The organism is Nocardia sp. NPDC058519 (assembly GCF_042719755.1).
GTDB lineage: Bacteria > Actinomycetota > Actinomycetes > Mycobacteriales > Mycobacteriaceae > Nocardia.
This window is the reverse complement of sequence record NZ_JBHXNK010000031.1, coordinates 68,597-86,033: the sequence shown is the minus strand read 5'-3', so window position 1 is coordinate 86,033 and position 17,437 is coordinate 68,597. Positions and strand designations below refer to the sequence as shown.

Below are 17,437 nucleotides of genomic sequence, written 5' to 3'. Positions count from 1 at the left end.
GTACTGCACTCGACAGGGTGTGGGAGAGTAGGACACTGCCGGAACATCTTTGCGAAAGGCCCTCCAACTTCGGTTGGAGGGCCTTTTTGCGTTCCCTCGAAGTCGTGACTCTTGTTAACGTCTCGTCGACTGGCCGCGATTCATTGGATGTCCGATGTCCAACCATTCGAAAAAGGGGATGCTCATGGGTTCTAGCGATGCTTTGGCCTGGCTGCGCGACGGCTACCTGGCCGGCGATCCGGTCCGCTCCGCGTTGTTCACGGCGGTGGCCCTCCCGATCATGCTGCTCGGGCTGCTCTCCGGCCAGCCTTTCTGACCTGGTTACCTCTCAGCCCGAGGCGTGTCAGACCACTTGCGAAGGCCCTCCAGCCATGGTTGGAGGGCCTTTTGCGTTCCGCGACAACTGATTTCGCGGGTGCCCTGGCAGCTCGCCCGCAGCAGTCGGGGCCGACCTGAAGCGAAGCGTAAACATTTCAGAAACCGGCGTGCCGGGCGCCTCGGTGCGCGACGATGATCCGACGTCGCTTCGGGAGGTCACCATGGACTGGCTCTTCACTCACCAGACACTGCGCCGTTGTGCGGCAGCCCTCGTGCTGCCTGCCGCATTGATCGGCGCGGTAGCGACCGCTCCACCCGCCACCGCGGCGCCCGCTGCTGACCCGCTGGTCGGCGCGGTCGGTTCGGTCGCCGGCCTCGCCGGGATCGAGCTGCCCGCCACCTACGGCCCCGAGACCGCGATCGTGGTGCTCGGGTACGGTCTGCTGCCGGATGGCACGATGCGGCCCGAACTGGGTAATCGCCTGCACGCGGCGCTGATTCAGGCCTATATGTCACCGGCTTCCCCGGTTATCGTGACCGGCGGCAATCCGCGTAACGGTGTCACCGAGGCGCAGGTGATGGCCGACTGGCTCAATATTCGCGGTGTCGCCAGGCAGCGGCTGCACGCGGAAACCGAAGCCGGTTCCACTGTGCAGAATGCCGAGTTCTCGGCGCGCATGATGGAAGCGCTCGGCGTGACCAAAGCGGTCCTCATCACCTCCGCCGACCACATGCGCCGGGCCCTGGACAATTTCCTGGCCGCAGGCATCCCGGTAGTTGCCACCATGACACCGGACGTAGCGCCCCTATGGGCCCAGCCTTACGGCACAGAGAAGTAGACATGCGATCGGGACCGGACTGTTCATGGTGCCCAGCCCTACGGCACCGTTAGCTGAGTACATGACCCTCGCTAATTGATAGCCGCGCCGATGTCGGTGCCGCCGTTTACGATGCGTGTGGCGTCATCGCGGGTTGCGGTGGCGCAGGGCGGTAATGGCAGACAGGGGAATTCGATGGATCGGCCGGTATGGGCGCCCGAAGGTGTCGATATGCAGCATCCGAGTCCGGCTCGGATGTACGACGCTTTGCTCGGCGGCTCGCACAACTTTGCGGTCGACCGCGACGCTGCTGAGCTGGCGATCAAGCTCGTGCCCGATCTGCCACGGTTGGCGCTGAGCAATCGTGCCTTCCTGCGTCGTGCTGTCCGTTTCATGCTCGACTCGGGGATCAGGCAGTTCCTCGACATCGGGTCGGGCATCCCCACCGCGGGCAATGTGCACGAGATCGTGCACGAGCTCGACCCGGAGGCGCGGGTGCTCTATGTCGATATCGACCCGGTGGCGGTCGCCCATTCGCGAACCATCTTGCAGGGCAACGAGCGCGCGGGTGCGATCGAGGCAGACCTACGCAAATCCGATAACTTGGTCGCCGCGGTACGCGAGACCGGGCTGATCGATTTCGAGCAGCCGGTGGGATTGCTGCTGATCGCGGTGCTGCATCTGGTGCCCGATATCGACGATCCGGTCGGCAAGGTGTCCGCGCTGCGCGAAGTGGTGGCGCCGGGTAGTTTCATAGCCATTTCACATCTCACGTCCGAGCTTCGGCCCGATGACGCCGGTAAACTTGGAACGCACTCGGTGAACCAAACCAAGGTCGGTATTCATTTCCGGACCAAGGATGAGATCGTCGCCTTGTTCGAGGGATGGGATTCGGTCGAGCCCGGCGTCGTCGAGCTGCCGCTGTGGCGCCCCGAATCCGAGCGTGATCAGCACGAGAAGCCAGGCCGTTCGCTCGGTATGGGCGGAGTCGCGATCAAAGTGTAAGCCGCCTGACATGGCGGTGCGATAGACAAATGACAGGTGGATGAAGCAGTGAGGTCGTGGGAGCTGGCGCAGCGTTGGGCAGATGCCCTCGACGGCGTTGTAGCTCCTACCCTCAACCGCTCCCAGATCGAAGAGATGCTGGCCGCCCTGTGCACCGGTCTGATCGACGCGGCGCGTGGCGGGGAGGATCCCGATATCGCGCGCCGCGCCGCGCGGATGCTGGTCGCCGCCAACTATCGTGATCCGTCGGCGGTCAGCCGTTCGGTGCCGGTGATCTGCGCCGATCTGGTCGAGATCGCCGCCGACGGCCCGGCCGACCCCGCCCTGCCGCAGATCCGCGACCGGGCGATCGGCCTTGCCGCCGACTTCGCGGCGGGCTTCACCGCGGCGTTGCGGGCCGCCGCGCTGGCCGAGCAGGAGGCCACGCTGGCCGCGGTACTCGCCGCCGCCCAGGAAGCTGAAAACCGCCGGGCGTTGTCGGAAGCCCGGTTCGAGGCGGTTTTCGACGGCGCCCTTGTCGGTATCGGCACCGTCAACATGTCGGGTCAGGTGGTGAACTGCAATGCCACCATGGCCCAGATGCTCGGCCAGACCCCGGAGACGATGCCGGGCCGGACCGTCGCCGATATCCTCGGCCCCCAGAATCTGAACTTCGCGTTCGAACAACTCCAGCGCATGGTCGCGGGCGAATCCGAGAGCTTCCGCACCGAGACCGAGCACCTGCACACCGACGGCCGGGTCACCGCGATCGACCTGTCGATGTCGGCGGTGCGTGGCACCGACGGCGGTATCGAGTTCCTGATCGGCGTCGCGGTCGATGTCACCGAGCGCAAGCAACTCGCCGACCGCCTGTGGCACGACGCCAATCACGACGCGCTCACCGGCTTGCCGAACCGCCCGCACCTGTTCAGCAGACTGGCCGACGCGCAACCCCCGATCGGGGTCTGCTATCTCGACCTCGACGGCTTCAAGGAGATCAACGACCTGTGGGGGCACATGGTCGGGGACCGCGTACTCCAGGTCGTGGCCGACCGGATGTGCGACGCGGTGCGCCCGGACGACGCGCTCGCCGCCCGCATCGGCGGTGACGAATTCCTCGTTCTGGTCGAAAACTGTTCCGGTGAAGCACAATTGGCGCGGCTGGCCGACAAGCTGCTGTCCGCACTGACCGAGCCGCTCGGGGTGGACGGACACGTGCTCGCCGTCGGCGCCAGCATCGGTGCCGCCTTCTTCGAGCAATTGCCCACCGCCGTAGACGAGTTGGTGCACGCCGCCGACGCGGCGATGTATCGCAACAAGAACGACGCGCGCCGCGATCCGGCCCGGTAGCGGCCGGGCCGGAGTCGATCAGACCGACTCGTGCTGGCGCTTCGTCGCCCGCGCCAGTGACCGGTCGCGCTGCTCCTCGAAGCGCAGGACATCCCCGCTCAGCCGCTCCAGGAATACCGCCAGATCCTCGCGGGCCCGCTCGCCCCGCGCGCTGAAATCGTTGCGCTCGAAGATGTTCCACTTGCGCAGCACCGGCATCAAGACCTCCTCCAAGTGTTGGCGCAGGTCGTAGATGCCGTGCTTGGCCATCAGCACGCCGTTGCGTCGCCAGCCCGGCATGCCGGCGCCGGGCATCTGGAAATTCTGCACGATGGTGTTGATCGCCTCGATGGTCTGGTCGGGGGCCAGGTCCAGCGAGGCGGCGCACAGATTGCGGTAGAAGATCATGTGCAGGTTCTCGTCGGCGGCGATGCGGGCGAGCATGCGGTCGGCGATCGGATCGTCGCAGACGCGACCGGTATTGCGGTGGCTGACCCTGGTGGCCAGTTCCTGCAAGGTCACGTAGGCGACGGAGAACAGGAATCCGGCACCGGTCGAGGTGTGGATGTCGAAGCCCGGCGCCTTGTCGTCCACGACGGCCATCGCCGAATATCCGTTGGTCATGTGGATAATTCGTGCCTGCTCCAGCGCGACCGGGTCGACCCCGCGGGTCACCACGAGGTAGTCGCGCAACACGATCCCGTGCCGATTCTCCTCGGCGGTCCAGCGGCCGACCCAAGTGCCCCAGGCGCCGTCCTCGGAGAAATTCTCGGCGATCTCACGATGGTAGGAGGGCAGGTTGTCCTCGGTGAGCAGGTTGGTGACCATCGCCGCCTTGGCGAGTTCGCTGAGCGCGGATTGTTCTGGGTCCCAATCGATTCCGCCCATGGACGCGAAGTTGCGGCCATGGTCCCACGGCACATAATCGTGCGGGTGCCAGTCCTTGGTCATCGACAGATGCCGGTCGACATTGCTCGCGGCAATCGGTTCCAGCTCGATCAGTAGTTCCAGTTGGGTCAGGTTCCTGGCCACGCTCGTTGCCCTTTCCGGTTAGTGAAAAGCGAGAGTTGCGTCGGTCCGGTAGTGTTGCCCGACGTCACAATAGACCCGGCGCATGGCGCCTGGAAACGACACGGTGCTCTTACGCGCTGTTCGAAGAATTTGGGCGCGTCGCGCCGTGTGCATATACGCTCCACCAGTTCAGCTCCATCAGCGGTTCCCGTTCAGTCGTGGCATAGCTAGAGAGAGTGAGCGAAAAATTATGACGGACATCGTGGTCACGAGCCTGGCGGCGACCACGTCGATCGCGGGCGACGTCGACTCGACCTGGAAGGGTCTGCTCAACGGCGAGAGCGGGATCGACGTCTTGGAAGACTCCTTCATCGACGACTTCGAACTGCCGGTGCGGATCGGCGGGCACCTGAAGGTGTCGCCCACCCTCTCGCTCACCCGCGAAGAGGCGCGCAAACTGTCCTACGTCGAACAGATGGCCGTGGTCCTCGGCCGCGAGGTGTGGCGCAACGCGGGCAGCCCCGAAGTGGACCGCGACCGGCTCGGCGTCTCGATCGGTACCGGCCTCGGCGGCGCGGAATCGCTGATCTACGCCCGCGACCGGCTCCGCAACGGCGGCTACCGCAAGGTCTCGCCGCTGACCGTGCAGGCCATCATGCCCAACGGCCCCGCGGCCTGTGTCGGCATCGAACTGGGTGCGCGCGCGGGAGTTTCCACGCCGGTATCGGCCTGCTCGTCGGGTTCGGAGGCCATCGCCAACGCGTGGCGGATGATCGTGATGGGTGACGCCGACATGGTGGTCACCGGTGGTGTGGAGGGGTCCATCCAGGCGGTGCCGATCGCGGCGTTCACGCAGATGCGGGCCATGAGTACCCGCAACGATGATCCCAAGGCGGCCTCGCGTCCCTTCGACGCCGACCGCGACGGATTCGTCTTCGGCGAGGCGGGCGCGATGATGGTGATCGAGACCGAGGAGCACGCCAAGGCGCGTGGCGCGACGATTCACGCGCGACTGCTCGGCGCGGGCGTCACCTCCGACGGGTTCCACCTCGTCGCACCGGATCCCGAGGGCACCGGCGCCGCGCGGGCGATGACGCGGGCGATGCAGACCGGCGGGATCAGCCGCACCGATGTCACCCACATCAACGCCCACGCCACCGCGACCCCGATCGGCGACACCGCCGAGGCCAATGCGATCAGCAAGGCCATCGGCTCGCACGCCTCGGTGTACGCGCCGAAATCGGCACTCGGGCATTCGATCGGCGCGGTCGGTGCGCTCGAATCGGTCCTGACGGTGCTCAGTGTGCGCGACAGCATCGTTCCGCCCACCCTGAATCTGGACAATCAGGACCCCGCTATCGATTTGGACGTGGTGTCGGGTCAGGCGCGGCGCGGTCGCATCGATTACGCGGTGAACAACTCCTTCGGTTTCGGCGGTCACAACGTGGCGATCTCGTTCGGGCGGTATTGACGATTCGCCCATCCATGGCGGGTACAGGTCAATGTGCGTTGAAAAGGATTGGGAATGATCGGCGAGACTTTCGACGACTATGTAGACGAACTGGGGACTATCCGGATTCCCGGTGATCAGACCTTGATCGACTTCGTCGACAAACACAGCGAGGCCAACGGGGACGACCTGGCCTATCGCTTCATCGACTATTCGACCGAACGTGAGGGGGAGTACCAGGAACTGACCTGGCGCGAATTCGGCGTGCGGCTGCGCGCGGTGGCCGCGCGATTGCAGCAGGTGACCAAGCCCGGCGACCGGGTGGCGGTGCTGGCACCGCAGGGTCTCGACTATGTCGTCGCGCTGTTCGCGGCGGTGTACGCGGGGAATGTGGCTGTGCCACTGTTCGATCCGGAGGAGCAGGGTCACAGCGACCGGCTGCATGCCGTCCTCGGCGACTGCGAACCCGCCGCGGTGCTCACCGTCGGCAGCGCGGCCGCGGGGGTGCGCAACTTCTTCCGCGAACAGCCCGCCGCGCAACGGCCGAGAATCATCGCGGTCGAGGCGATTCCCGACACCGTCGGCACGCGCTGGCGCAGGCCCGACATCAATATCGACAGCGTGGCCTACCTGCAGTACACCTCCGGATCCACTCGGGTGCCCGCCGGTGTCGAGATCACCCACCGCTCGGTGGGGACCAACCTGCTGCAGATGATCGACGCCATCGGGATCACCGAGAACGCCCGCGGGGTCACCTGGCTGCCGCTTTTCCACGACATGGGGCTGCTCACGGTGATCCTGCCGACCATCGGCGGCAAGTTCATCACGATCATGTCGCCGAGCGCGTTCGTGCGCAGGCCCGCGCGCTGGATCAAGGAGCTGGCCGCCCAGGCCGATGGTGCCGAAATCTATTCGGCAGCACCGAATTTCGCGTTCGAGCATGCCGCGATGCGTGGGTTGCCCAAGGGTAACGAGTCCCTCGACCTGTCGAATGTGATCGGTCTGATCAACGGTAGCGAGCCGGTGTCGGTGGCCTCGATGCGCAAGTTCAACGAGGCATTCGCCCCGTACGGGCTGTCCAAGACCGCGATCAAGCCGTGCTACGGGATGGCCGAGGCGACGCTGTTCGTGTCGGCCACCAAGCGCGACGACGAGGCGCGGGTGGTCTATGTCGATCGCGGGCAGTTGAACGACGGCCGGATGGTGGAGTGCGACGAGCATGCCGCGAACGCGGTGGCGCAGGTGTCGTGCGGACACGTCGCGCGGTCGCAGTGGGCGGTGATCGTCGATCCCGGCACCGGGGTAGAGCGCCTCGACGGCGAGGTCGGCGAGATCTGGTTGCACGGTGACAATATGGGCATCGGGTACTGGGGTCGGTCGGAGGAGACCGCGGAAACCTTCCACAACCGGGTGGTCGCGCGCATGCCGGTCGGTAGTCGCGCCGAGGGCGCGCCCGATGACGCGAAGTGGATGCGGACCGGCGATTACGGTGCCTATCACGACGGCGAACTGTTCATCACCGGTCGCGTGAAGGATCTGGTGATCGTCGACGGGCGCAACCACTATCCGCAGGATCTCGAATACTCGGCGCAGGAGGCCAGTACGGCCCTGCGGCCCGGTTTCATCGCGGCCTTCTCGGTGCAGGCGGGGCAACTGCCCGCGCCGGTGCTCGAGGCCGGGAACCTGTCCGATCCGGCGTCGGAGCAATTGGTGGTCGTTGCCGAAAGAGGCACGGGTGCGGCGAAACTCGAGCCGGGGCCGATCACGGAGATGGTGCGTGCGGCAATCGCACGCAGGCACGGGGTGATGGTGCGGGATCTGTTGCTGGTGCCAGCGGGGTCGATTCCTCGGACCTCGAGCGGAAAGATCGCGCGGCGGGCCTGCAAGGCCGCGTATCTGGACGGAACGCTGCGCGGTGGATACCGGCAGCAGGCGTATCCGGACGCCCCGGAGGAGTGAGAACCGTTCGGCCACTGGATACTCCGGTGGCCGAACGGGGCACCGAACCACTCAGTTGACGCAGGGAATGGTGCTGTCGATATTGGTGGACAGCGGTTTTCCCGCGTCGGGCAGTGGCATCGAGCCGGACGTCGTGGTGGTCGGGGGTGTGGTCGTCGATGTCGCCGGGCTCAGCTCGGTGGGCAGGGTGAAGTCGGCGCCGAGTGCGACCCGGATGCGCCCGTCCTGCACCGACGGCGACGCGGAAACCGGCAGTCCACCGAGGAGTTCCGCCAGTGCGCGAGCGTCGTCGGCGGCACCGAGGCCGTAGGTGATGGTCGAAAACTGACCGTCGCTCGAATCTCCGTTGCCGATCAGGCCCGCGCCGTAGCCCCGGCTTGTCAGCGCGGCCGAGAGCACCGCGGCCTGACCTTTCACAGCGCCCACATTGTGCACATCGACCACGCTCGTCGGAATCGGTGCCGTGGTAGTGGTTTTCGGTCCTTCCTGACCGAAAGCCGCCCGCACCTCCCGTTTGATCGCGGCCGGGTCGACGATATTCACGTCCTGACCGTCGATCACGTCGTAGCGCACCACCGGTAGCGTGCGGAACTCCACCGGCACCGAACCGGCGGCGCCGAGGTCGCGGGCGAAATCGAACAGATTCCAGCCGTTGGAGAGCACCACATCGCGGTGCGCCACATCCATCAGTGCCGACAGCTTGCTCAGGTTGGTCAGCGTTCCGGAGTCCCTGAGCGACTTGGCGACCGAGGTGAGGAACGCCTGCTGGCGGTGGGTGCGGTCGAGGTCGCCGTTGCGCAGGCCGTGGCGCTGGCGGACGAACGCGAGAGCCTGCGAACCGTCGAGATGCTGGGTGCCCGCAGGGAAGACCGCACCGGAGAACTCGCTGTCGTCGACGGCGTTGTTCAGGCACACGTCGACGCCGCCGATCGCGGTGGCCAGGTCGTAGAAGCCCGCGAGGGAGATCTCGGCGAAGCGGTCGATCGGCACCCCGACGAGATTGCGGACGGTGGTGACGATGGACGCGCGTCCGGCCTCGCGGCCGCGGCGCTCGAGCACCACCGGATCCTTCTCGCCCTGCTCGATCAACTTGGCCTGTACCGCCGCCTTTTTCAGGCCGTACGCCTCTTTGATCTTGATCTGCTGGTAGCCGGGGATGCCGGTCACGGCAACGTAGTTGTCGCGCGGGATGGAGAAGGCGACGACCTTGTTCTTGTCGGCCGGAATGTGCAGCAGGATCAGCGAATTCGCGTTGTAGCCGCCTTCGGTGCCGTCACCGGCGTGCAACTGATCGAGTATCTCTTTCGGCAGGTCGTTGCCGTTGAGGTCCTTGCGGGTGTCCAAGCCGATCAGCAGGATGTTGACGGCGCCACCGCCGGAACGTGGGGCATCGGTACCGAGCGCGGTGGAGTGGGTGAAGCCGGAATCGAAGTCCTGCTTGGCCGACCAGGCCAGGCCGGTGCCCGCGAGTACGGCCAGCGCGGTCGTCGCCACGAGCATCCTGGCCATGATCAACCCGGCTCGGCGTGCACGTCCACGCCGGGGCGCGCGGTGGTCGGCGGCGATGTGCCTGCCGACGCGCTGTGGTCCCCGCCGTGTCGTCTCCGCGCGCGGTGGCGCCGGAAAGTTGATGTCCCCGTTCACCGCAGCGCGCTACCTGCCTGCCACTGTTCCCACGGCACGCTCCAGTCGCCGTTCTGCCACACCTCGAGCGGGGCGCCGCCGGTGTTCCTGATGTCGACCACGTCGCCGGGTTGGGAGAAATCGTAGAACCAGCGGGCGTTCTCGCCGCTGAGATTGAGGCAGCCATGTGAGACATTGGTGTTGCCCTGCGCCCAGATCGTGTCGTCGAGCTGGTGCAGGTAGATGCCGTCGGTGCTGATCTTGGTCGCCCAGCCGATGGTTTCCTTGTAGCCGAGCCGGGAGTTCACCGGCAGACCGTAGGTGGAGGAGTCCATGACCACCGGATTGCCTTTCTCCATCACGGTGTAGATCCCCGGCTGGGTCCAGAAGGTGATGGTCTTGCCCGCGACGGTCTGGCTGCCGCCCATGCCGAGCGAGGTAGGCATGGTCTTGATCAGCGTGCCGTTCTCGTACACCCGCACCTGCTTGTCGTTGTCGTCGACGATCGAGACGTGCGAGGGGCCGATGGTGAAGCTGGTTGCGGTGTCTTCCTGGCCGTAGAGGCCACCGCCGAGGTCCTTGCCGTAGATATCGGCGGTGAGGGTCACTGTCGTGCCGGGCGCGTAGTAGTTCGCGGGGCGCCAGTGGGCATTGCGGTTGTCGAGCCAGTACCAGGAGCCGACGACGGGCGGATCGGTGGTGACCGCCAGGTGCTTCTCCGCCGTCGCGCGATCGGGGACGTCCTCGTCGAAGTGCGCGACGACGACGGTGCCGACGCCGAAGGTGCCCGACGGGGAGAGTTCTGTGCCGCCCGTGGTTCGGAAAGAGACCTCGGTCTGGTTGTTCGGCGCGAGGGTGGTGAACGACGAGGTGATCGGCCCGACCTGGCCCGTGACGGTCACCGCCTCGGCCGTGACCGTGTAGGTGCGGCCGTAGCCGAGCGGTTCCGACGGTTTCCATGCCGACCGGTCGGGGGTGAGGATGCCGTCGACCGTGCCGCCCTGCTCGTTGGTCATCGTGACCGCGGTGAGCTGCCCCTCGCTGGTGCTCACCCGGACCGGGCCGAGCGGATCGATCTCGGTCGCGCCGTCTTCCGGCGCCACCGAGATCGCCGGTGCCGGTGGGGCGGCGGATTCGGGCTCGGATCCGGTGGGCGAGCCGCAGGCCGCGACCAGCACCATGAGCCCGGCGGCGAGGCCGGCTCGGAAACGTCGTCCTGACATGCGCCCCTCCTGTGCTCGGTGCCGCTCAGCTCTGCGGGCTGACCTCGACGTCGATCGGCATGGGCTCTCCTCACTCAGCGATCCGGCTGTGGTGGGCCGAACGGGCGTGCAGCGATAGCGCCAACCAGCGTAACCCCGTTCGATGCGGGCGGGTCAGTCCTCGCTGGTGGCGCGTTGGCCGAGAAACCGCAGGAGGGCGGGATCGGCGGAGGTGAAGCGGTCTACTTCCTGTCCGCCGGTGCACTCGTACAGGGCGATGGTCACCGAGTCCGGTCGGCGTCCTACGACGCGCCAGATCGCGCCGGAATCCTGCCAGCGGAGGAGGAGTTCAACGGGGTCGGCGCTCACCTGATTCACCGTAGTGCGCGGCGATCATGGGTGTCGGACTCGTCCGTTATGCCCGCTCGCGGTAGTTGGCGGCTACCAGGGCGAGGCAACTCGCGGCGATCACGGCGGTGACAAGGAACATGGCGGGGTAGCCGAAGCCGAGGCCGCTGTGCAGGGCCGACAGGACCGCGGGCACGCCGAAGCCGAGGTAGCTCACCGAGTAGAAGACCGCGTTCAGACCGGCCAGGTCGCCGGGACCCGCGATGCGTTCGACCTGTTGCAGGCCGGCGACCAGGCCGATGCCGTAACCGCTGCCGAGTACGACGGCGGTCAGCAGCGTCACCCAGATGCTCAGGGTGGCCGCCGTCCATGCGGCCAGGACCATTCCCGTGGTGAGCAGCACCAGCGCGACTATCGCGGCGCGTGCGGTGCCGGGGCGGTCGATGCGTCGGGCCACCGATTGGATGGTGAATCCGCAGCCGAGGGTCACCATGGTGACCAGGGCGGAGAAGGCGATCGGGGCCTGCTGCACGCGCGGCAACATCAGCGTCGGGAGCACGGCGTAGGCGGTGGCATTGGCGGTGAACAGCCACAATGCGATCGGCACCGCCACGCGCAGGAACCGTCGGTGCCCGGCGGCGGGGATCTTCAGGTCGTCACGCAGCCTGCCCGGATTCGCTGGGCGGGTCACGGTTTCCGGCGTTCGGGCCACCCAGAAAGCCGTCGCGACGCAGAGCACCGCGTTGACGAGATAGGCAGTCGAATCAGGCAGCGGACCCCACTGCGCGAGGGTTCCCGCCACCCCCGCGCCGAGGGCGAACCCGGCGGTCAGGCTCATCGCGGATCGGCGAGCTCCCTTGCCCGCGGCGGCCGCGGCGAACGGTGGTTGCGACAGTTCTTTGAGCCAGCTGCCACCGACCGCCATCGCCAGTCCGAGCGCGACACCGCACAGCATCCGCCCGGCCGCCAGCATCGGCACCGAGGCCGCGCCCGCCGCGAGCAGCAGCGACCCGGCCGCGGCGATCAGCGGCGCGGGCAGCATCAGCGGGCGGCGGCCGAACCGGTCCGAGAGCGGGCCGCCGATGAGCAGGGCGGGCACGATGCCCAGAACGTAGTAGAACAGCAGCAGGTCGACCGCGGTCAGCGCGAGACCGTTGGCTTTGTACATCACCAGCAGTGGCGTGAACTCGTTGCCGCCCCACGCGATCGCGACCATGGCGGCGGACACCCCGAGCCAGGCGCGGGTCGCGGAGACAGCACGGGGCCGCTCGGTGGTGAGAATCGCCATCACAGGCCCTTTCCGTCGTGCGCACACCGGAAATCCGGCGTGGATGGGGCGGAGCGTTCGGTCCACTCGCGGACCGTCGATCCCGCCACCCGCGCACAGGGCGAATGGTGGCAACCGGTCTCATTTTAAGCGCGGCCGGTCGCTGTATTACCGTCGGCCTGTGCGTGAGCTGCGGATGGGGTGTGCGATGTGGACCCATACCCAGTGGCAGCAGCGGATGCCTGCGCCCGGGGAGCGGTTGCGTGCCTATGCCGGGCACTGCGGTGCGGTCGAGGGCAACACCACGTTCTACGCGACGCCGTCGGCGTCCACGGTCGAGTCGTGGGCCCGGCAGACCGCGCCCGATTTCCGGTTCGTGCTCAAACCGCCGAGGGCGGTGACCCATGAACGCAGGCTCGTCGACGCCGGTGCCGAACTCGGCGCGTTTCTCGACGTGATGGCGCCGCTCGGGCCGCGGGTACACGCGCTGTGGATCCAGTTGCCCGCGTCGTTCGGGCCGACCGATCTCGGCGCGCTCGCCCGTTTCCAGCGTGAGCTGCCCGGTGGGCTGCGGTGCGCCGTGGAGGTGCGTCATCCGGCCTTCTTCGAAGACGAGCGAGCCGCGGTGCAGCTGGAACGGGTGCTCGGGCGGATCGGGGCCGAATGGGTGCCCTTCGATACGACTGTCCTGTTCGACGGGCCACCGGGTGACCCCTCCGAATTCGAGGCAAGGGCGAAGAAGCCGCGCGTCCCGCGCCGGATGAGGGCGCTGACCGAGTACCCGATCGTGCGCTATCACGGCCGCGCCGACACCGAACGCACCGTCGCGGGCTGGCAGCCGTGGGTGGAGACCGTCGCAGACTGGCTGCGCGAAGGTCGCTCGCCCACGGTCTTCGTGCACACTCCCGACAACGCCGCCGCACGCGGCTTGGCTCGCCGCTTCCACGACGAGGTCCGCGCGATCGTCGGTGAGCTGCCCGAGCAGCCCATCCCCGAACCCGATGAACCGATGACACTGTTCTGAGGGCCTCGGTGGCGGACAACGTGAGGTGACCTGCACCGATTTCACGAAAACTTGTCGTACCCCCGTGTAATGCTGTGCGCCACCACTGGGGAGTGGGTGGACGAACTCGAAGGGGACGAGCATGTCTACGGATGGAATGTTGTTGTCGCCCGCGCCGCACTGCGAGCCGCGGTTGGAGGGCGGGGCCGTGGTGCATCGTTGCGATGCTGTGGATGTTGTTGGGCCCCAGCCGGTCAGGGGATCGGTTCGGCGGAGGGCGTCCGGCGGAACACCGGCTGGTATCCGCAGGGCGGTGCGTGCGTCGTGCCCGCGGGTCGCGCCACCTGCCACCGGATCATCCACGAGTGCGAAGCGATTCACCGAGCAGGTCTTGCGGCTACTGCTCGAGGTCGTCGATCGGCGCAGATCGTCCACCCATCTGCGCGCGTTCACCGACGCGAAGGTGCTCGCCGCCATCAACACAATGCTCGCGCAGGACTCGGCTCCCGACCGAAACCTCGGGACCGCCACCTTGACTCGCGTCCACCTGACCCCGGCGGAGGGTGACGCCGCCGAGGTCTTCGCTTCCTACCAGCGCGGCCCCCGGACGTTGGCCATCGCGGGTCGGATCGAATCATCCAAGGACAGTTGGCGATTGGTCGCGGTTCGAATGTTCTGACGGGGTCGAAGAGATGATGTGGCGACAGGGACGGTGCGGCGTATGGCTCGACTGCGGGCATCTCAGCGCAAGGCGGTGACACCTGAGAAGTCGTGGGATGCACGGTGATTGCGGTCGGGGAGGCTGCCGAGGGCGTGGTCGGGGTGCAGGCCGAAGTATTGCTTGCGGGTCTTGCTGGTCCAGGCCAGTGCGGCCGCGGCGGCAATGCGGTGGAAGTGGACGGTGTAGCCGTGTTCGTAGATGCGCAGGAGCGCGTAGCCGCCGGGATACTCCTTCACGGCCGCTACCTCGAGGTACTCGACCTGGCCGGAATCGGGGCGGCTGCGGCGATTTCGGTGCGTGTGGCCGCTGTGGTGCAGGAAGACGCCGGGGCTCGTTCGGTAGCACGCTTGCAGTGCGGCCGCGCTCGTTCGATCGAGGACGAAACCGGGACCGCCGGGATTGCTCAGTGCCGCATAGCGAGTCGCGGGATGGTGCCCGAAGATCAGGGTCGGGCGATCGGGGTCGGCGGCCAGTATTGTGCGCAGGTGGGCGAGTTGGTCGGCATTGATCGTGCCGCCCGAACCTCGCCTGCGGGTGGTGTCGAGGCCGATCAGGCGCAGGCCGCCCAGTTCCTGGCAGGTGAGCTGGCCGAACGGCTGGAACACCTCGCCCCAGTGATCATCGGTGCCGCGCGGCACATCGTGATTGCCGCGGCAGACGAAGTGGTCGCGACCGGCTGTACCCCAATCATCGAGACGCGCACTGATTCCCGCCGACTGCTCCGCGGTGCCGCAATCGGTGAGATCACCCGCGACAACGAGGTGATCGGCCGCGCGCTCCGGCCTGCGGATGTCGTGCAGCAGTGCCTCGGTCATCACCTGCGGGTAGTGGCCGTCGTCGTGTCGCAGGCCCGGCGGCAGGCCTGCGACGATCAAGCCGCTGCGGTCCTCACCCCAGTGCAGGTCATTGGCGAGCGCGATCGTGCGCAGCAGTCGTCCCTGCGGCGGCGGCGCGGTCAGGAAGATGCCCGTGACCTCGGGAGTTCCGGGGCGTCGGGTCACCCAGGTGCGGCCGGGGACCGCGATTTCGCCGTCGGAGCAGGCAATGAAGCGATAACGGCGGCCGGGCTCGAGCCCGCGCACCTCGGCGTAGTGGTGTGCGGTGCGACGGCCGTCGAGGTAGCGGGTGACGGGAGTGGCCGGGCTGTCGGCAGGCGCGAGCCGCACCTCGGTGTCGGCCGCTGCCGGGCGAAGCTGCCCCGCACGGTCGCGTCGATGGGTGGACCACGTGAGGATCACCGTGTCGTGGGTCACCGTCACGACCTCGAGATCGGTGACCACGAGCCGATCGCGCGTCCACGAATACGGCCGCGCCATCGGCGCCCGAACCGTCGCCGCAGCGGCCCCCGAGGCCGCGTTGACCAACCATGCGGTGTGTAGTCGCGGATCGAGCATGCCGGGCTCCGTTCGCCGTCTGATGCTGACGGTACGGTGCCCGCCTGAACACCCGTGGACGGCGATGTGGCCGTTGATCGCCCAGGTAGCGACCGTGAAGCGATGCGGCCGCGGTGGCCGCACCACCCGCTATTCGGACCGTGGTGTGTTCCGGCTCGGTTGCTCCCCACCGCTTTCCGGAGCGTCGCCGTCGAGTCCGTCGGGCAGCCGACGAGCGCCGCTGGCCACTTCGGCGATGAGATCGTCGTAGCCGCAGGCCAATTCGTGCAGGCGCAGTTGCGCGGCGTGCAGTTCGGCTTCGGCGCCGCAGGCCAGCGCGTGGTAGGTGAGCGCGGCGAAATGGGCCATGCGGTCGACGACGGCGCCGATGCTCTCGGTGTGCATCGGCGCCGAGATCGCCGGGGTGGGGGATCGGATGACGACCCAGCGGTCGATCTCGCAGACCAGACGCGCACGCGCCCAATCGATATCGCTGGTATCGCCGGGGATCTGTTGTTCGCGGCGTTCGTGCAGGGTGGCGAGTTCGTGCGCGGCGGCTAGGACCGGATCGCCGTCGACGGTGACCCCGCAGACCGCCTGCATCATCTGTGCTCGGTCCGGCAGTACCGGTTCCGGTCCGGGTCGTCCCGTCGAACCGCTGCCGTCCGTGTCCACTGTTGCCGCACCGTCCTCGCCGTCGCCAAATGTTGCCGCTTGTCGAAGGACATTCGTCTCGGAAGGGACGGCGGATAGGTCACGAAATGACCCCTCAACAGCGAAAACCGGCCGCGGACAACTGTTCGCGGCCGGTCGGGATCACCGATGGAGTTGGAGTATCACAGGCTCCGGGCGATGATTTCCTTCATGATCTCGTTGGTGCCCGCGTAGATGAGCTGGACGCGGTTGTCGACCCACATGCGCGCGATCGGGTACTCGTTCATGTACCCGTAGCCGCCGAACAGCTGCAGACAGGTGTCGGCGATCTGCATCGCCTTGTCGGTGGTCCACCACTTCGCCATGGCGACGGTCGGGATGTCGAGCTCGCCGCGGATGTGCTTCTCGACGCAGTCGTCGATGAACACGCGCGCGATGCGCGCCTCGGTGGCGACCTCGGCCAGCTTGAACTTGGTGTTCTGGAATCCGAAGACCGGACGGCCGAACGCCTCGCGCTCCTTGGTGTAGCGCAGGGTGTGGTCGAGGGCGACCTCCATGCCGGCGACCGCGCCCATCGACACGATCAGGCGCTCCTGGGGCAGCTGCTGCATCAGCTGGATGAAGCCCTGGCCTTCTTGGGTGCCGAGCAGGTTGGTCACCGGGACGCGCACGTCCTCGAAGAAGAGCTCGGAGGTGTCCTGGCCCTTCTGGCCGATCTTGTCGAGCACGCGGCCGCGACGGAAACCGGCGCGATCGGGCTCGACCAGCACCAGCGAGACGCCGGACGCGCCCTGGGTGGGGTCGGTCTTGGCGACCAGGATGATCAGGTCGGCCTGCGCGCCGTTGGTGATGAAGGTCTTGGAGCCGTTGATGACGTAGGAGTCGCCGTCACGGATCGCCTTGGCCTTGACGGCCTGCAGGTCGGAGCCGGTGCCGGGCTCGGTCATCGCGATAGCGCCGACGACCTCGCCGCTGGCCATCTTCGGCAGCCAGTGCTTCTTCTGCTCCTCGGTGCCGTAGGCGAGGACGTAGTGGGCCACGATGCCATTGTGCAGGCTGACGCCCCACGAGGTGTCGACCGCGCGGGCCTGCTCCTCCATGAGCACGGCCTCGTGCGCGAAGGTGCCGCCACCGCCGCCGTACTCCTCGGGGATCGAGATGCACAGCAGGCCCACTTCGCCCGCCTTGTTCCACAGGTCGCGGTCGACGTGGTGCTGCTCGCGGTACTTGTCGATATTGGGGACCAGTTCCTTGGCCATGAACGCGCGGGTCATGTCACGCAGGGCGTCCAGGTCCTCGTTCATCCAGCTGGACCGATTGGCGGCCATCGAGTCTCCTTGTTCGGCTCGGCACACCACCGGCCCAGGCGTGACCGGT

General features: G+C 67.1%; 16 protein-coding genes. 8 read left to right on the top strand and 8 right to left on the bottom strand.

Annotated features, from left to right (window positions below; translation table 11 throughout):
• Window positions 1-184: 184 nt before the first annotated feature.
• The 4 genes from ACFWPK_RS28055 to ACFWPK_RS28040 all read left to right on the top strand — a co-directional run bounded on the left by ACFWPK_RS28055 (window position 185) and on the right by ACFWPK_RS28040 (window position 3,470).
• Window positions 185-316, top strand: a complete 132-nt coding sequence (locus tag ACFWPK_RS28055; protein ID WP_378920760.1) for a hypothetical protein — start codon at window positions 185-187, stop codon at window positions 314-316.
• Between the two features lie 223 nt (window positions 317-539).
• Complete coding sequence (locus ACFWPK_RS28050; RefSeq protein ID WP_378920758.1) at window positions 540-1,157, top strand: YdcF family protein; 618 nt, start codon at window positions 540-542, stop codon at window positions 1,155-1,157.
• Between the two features lie 174 nt (window positions 1,158-1,331).
• Window positions 1,332-2,141, top strand: coding sequence for an SAM-dependent methyltransferase (locus ACFWPK_RS28045; protein ID WP_378920756.1), 810 nt, complete (start codon window positions 1,332-1,334; stop codon window positions 2,139-2,141).
• 36 nt (window positions 2,142-2,177) lie between these two features.
• Window positions 2,178-3,470: a diguanylate cyclase domain-containing protein gene (locus ACFWPK_RS28040; protein ID WP_378920754.1), complete on the top strand. Its 1,293-nt coding sequence runs from the start codon at window positions 2,178-2,180 to the stop codon at window positions 3,468-3,470.
• A gap of 18 nt (window positions 3,471-3,488) precedes the next feature.
• Here the strand turns inward: ACFWPK_RS28040 and ACFWPK_RS28035 are convergent, their stop codons facing one another.
• Window positions 3,489-4,481 (bottom strand): acyl-ACP desaturase, encoded by a 993-nt coding sequence (locus ACFWPK_RS28035; RefSeq protein ID WP_378920752.1) that lies wholly within the window; start codon window positions 4,479-4,481, stop codon window positions 3,489-3,491.
• A gap of 202 nt (window positions 4,482-4,683) precedes the next feature.
• On the opposite strand from ACFWPK_RS28035, the gene ACFWPK_RS28030 reads away from it, so the two are divergent.
• Together ACFWPK_RS28030 and fadD32 are read left to right on the top strand one after the other, a co-directional pair.
• Complete coding sequence (locus ACFWPK_RS28030; RefSeq protein ID WP_378920768.1) at window positions 4,684-5,931, top strand: KasA/KasB family beta-ketoacyl-ACP synthase; 1,248 nt, start codon at window positions 4,684-4,686, stop codon at window positions 5,929-5,931.
• Between the two features lie 57 nt (window positions 5,932-5,988).
• Complete coding sequence (fadD32, locus tag ACFWPK_RS28025; protein ID WP_378920766.1) at window positions 5,989-7,869, top strand: long-chain-fatty-acid--AMP ligase FadD32; 1,881 nt, start codon at window positions 5,989-5,991, stop codon at window positions 7,867-7,869.
• A 51-nt stretch (window positions 7,870-7,920) separates the two neighbouring features.
• Here fadD32 and ACFWPK_RS28020 read toward each other — a convergent pair whose 3' ends face one another.
• The 4 genes from ACFWPK_RS28020 to ACFWPK_RS28005 form a co-directional block, all read right to left on the bottom strand.
• Window positions 7,921-9,435: an LCP family protein gene (locus ACFWPK_RS28020; protein ID WP_378920764.1), complete on the bottom strand. Its 1,515-nt coding sequence runs from the start codon at window positions 9,433-9,435 to the stop codon at window positions 7,921-7,923.
• Between the two features lie 74 nt (window positions 9,436-9,509).
• Window positions 9,510-10,715, bottom strand: coding sequence for an Ig-like domain-containing protein (locus ACFWPK_RS28015; RefSeq protein WP_378920750.1), 1,206 nt, complete (start codon window positions 10,713-10,715; stop codon window positions 9,510-9,512).
• Between the two features lie 153 nt (window positions 10,716-10,868).
• The gene (locus ACFWPK_RS28010; RefSeq protein WP_378920748.1) at window positions 10,869-11,063 is read right to left on the bottom strand and encodes a hypothetical protein; all 195 of its coding nucleotides are present in this window, start codon (window positions 11,061-11,063) and stop codon (window positions 10,869-10,871) included.
• 46 nt (window positions 11,064-11,109) lie between these two features.
• A complete protein-coding gene (locus ACFWPK_RS28005; protein WP_378920746.1) occupies window positions 11,110-12,330 on the bottom strand; it encodes an MFS transporter in 1,221 nt (406 codons plus the stop codon).
• A gap of 160 nt (window positions 12,331-12,490) precedes the next feature.
• On the opposite strand from ACFWPK_RS28005, the gene ACFWPK_RS28000 reads away from it, so the two are divergent.
• Together ACFWPK_RS28000 and ACFWPK_RS27995 are read left to right on the top strand one after the other, a co-directional pair.
• Window positions 12,491-13,333 (top strand): DUF72 domain-containing protein, encoded by an 843-nt coding sequence (locus ACFWPK_RS28000; RefSeq protein WP_378920744.1) that lies wholly within the window; start codon window positions 12,491-12,493, stop codon window positions 13,331-13,333.
• Window positions 13,334-13,625: 292 nt separating this feature from the next.
• Complete coding sequence (locus ACFWPK_RS27995; RefSeq protein ID WP_378920742.1) at window positions 13,626-13,991, top strand: Rv3235 family protein; 366 nt, start codon at window positions 13,626-13,628, stop codon at window positions 13,989-13,991.
• Between the two features lie 62 nt (window positions 13,992-14,053).
• Here ACFWPK_RS27995 and ACFWPK_RS27990 read toward each other — a convergent pair whose 3' ends face one another.
• From ACFWPK_RS27990 to ACFWPK_RS27980, 3 genes are all read right to left on the bottom strand, one after another.
• Window positions 14,054-15,427: a metallophosphoesterase gene (locus ACFWPK_RS27990; RefSeq protein ID WP_378920740.1), complete on the bottom strand. Its 1,374-nt coding sequence runs from the start codon at window positions 15,425-15,427 to the stop codon at window positions 14,054-14,056.
• A gap of 129 nt (window positions 15,428-15,556) precedes the next feature.
• A complete protein-coding gene (locus ACFWPK_RS27985; RefSeq protein ID WP_378920738.1) occupies window positions 15,557-16,081 on the bottom strand; it encodes a DUF4254 domain-containing protein in 525 nt (174 codons plus the stop codon).
• 161 nt (window positions 16,082-16,242) lie between these two features.
• Window positions 16,243-17,388, bottom strand: coding sequence for an acyl-CoA dehydrogenase family protein (locus ACFWPK_RS27980; protein ID WP_378920736.1), 1,146 nt, complete (start codon window positions 17,386-17,388; stop codon window positions 16,243-16,245).
• Between the last annotated feature and the right edge of the window lie 49 nt (window positions 17,389-17,437).